This window comes from Vibrio sp. OPT46 (genome assembly GCF_015163535.1).
Taxonomy (GTDB): Bacteria; Pseudomonadota; Gammaproteobacteria; order Enterobacterales; family Vibrionaceae; genus Vibrio; species Vibrio alginolyticus.
The window spans coordinates 1-385 of record NZ_JADDYG010000636.1 but is presented as its reverse complement, the minus strand read 5'-3'; the positions used below and the strand labels follow the sequence as shown (position 1 = coordinate 385).

Sequence of the window (385 nt, the reverse complement as noted above, 5' to 3'; positions counted from 1 at the left end):
GGCTTAAGATTTCTCGTCATATCCTTAAACCTCAGCTCTCTGTCACGAATCTCTTGGACTGAATGCAATTCGACAATTCGGATTTCACCATCTTTGATGTAGGCTTTTACATGGTCTCCGAAAATATCTAAGTCAGCGTGCTTTAAGTCAATGACAGGTCGCTCTTTACCGTTTCGTCTTGAGTTGGTCACTTGTCGAGAGCCGAAACGATCAATAACTATTTTAATTTCTTTCTTTGTACGGTCAGACTTAAGCTGAAACTTAGCCCCTCCTTTAAAACCCGCCATTAGTAAATACTGCCCTTCGAAGAATACTCTTAGTTTATTTCTATGGAGAGAAACTTTCTTCTCTAATACCTTTATCATACTGCCCCCAAGCAATTGAT

1 protein-coding gene is annotated in these 385 nt (G+C 39.7%); it reads right to left on the bottom strand.

Annotated elements, in window-relative coordinates; translation table 11 throughout:
* The coding region (locus IQR33_RS23930; RefSeq protein ID WP_193844123.1) for a hypothetical protein at nt 1–365 on the bottom strand (365 nt) is incomplete at its 3' end.
* Nucleotides 366–385: the final 20 nt, after the last annotated feature.